The sequence below is a fragment of the Enterococcus pernyi genome (assembly GCF_045371165.1).
Classification (GTDB): Bacteria; Bacillota; Bacilli; order Lactobacillales; family Enterococcaceae; genus Enterococcus_B; species Enterococcus_B pernyi.
In genome coordinates this window covers 1-659 of record NZ_JBIQDM010000030.1, presented here as the reverse complement: position 1 = coordinate 659, position 659 = coordinate 1, and the positions used below count along the sequence as shown (strand labels likewise).

General features: G+C 35.1%; 1 protein-coding gene. It reads right to left on the bottom strand.

The features are described 5' to 3' along the window. A partial coding sequence (locus ACH0AK_RS14925) for a helix-turn-helix domain containing protein (protein ID WP_499797085.1) occupies positions 1–659 on the bottom strand: 659 nt, incomplete at both ends.

Below are 659 nucleotides of genomic sequence, written 5' to 3'. Positions count from 1 at the left end.
AAATATTGCTGAATTTTATGGCCATCTAAAACTATTGTTGTCAGAATGAGTATCACTTCTTTTGATTCCACATCAATAGAGGACATTGGGATTGATGCAATAGAAGTTTTTTCCATTTGCGGTGTCTCCTTCTTTGTATACTTGGCAAACCGAGCATCATTAAACTTGTTCATAGCCTCTTTAGATTTGACACTAGCTTTTGTCCGATCTGCTTGCTGTGTGATTTTCCCCTGTTTTCTAAGACGACTCACTTTCTGCATCAACTTTTTTTCATTTAACTTTGTTTTTCTTACCAGTTCATCGTAGTTGGACACATAACCATTCTTATCAAACTTAATAGCTTTCAACAAAAGCTGTTCATCTGATGATGACCATGTCTTTTTAGCATTATTCTTTATTTTTCCGAGTTTCTTTAGTTTTAATATTCGTCCAGCAATAGCATGTTCAGTACGGTCAACACTTTCACCAATTGCTTTATATGTCGCTCCACTTTTGTACATAGCAATAATTCGCTTATCTTCTTCCAGAGAATATTTCCGACCGCTTGAATCAAATGATTTAGTAAGATCCACCTCTGGTAATTGACCGGCCTTTTGCATTTTATAGATTTTCATTTCGACAGCTTTTAGGGAACGATCTAATTTTTTAGCCATTTCTTT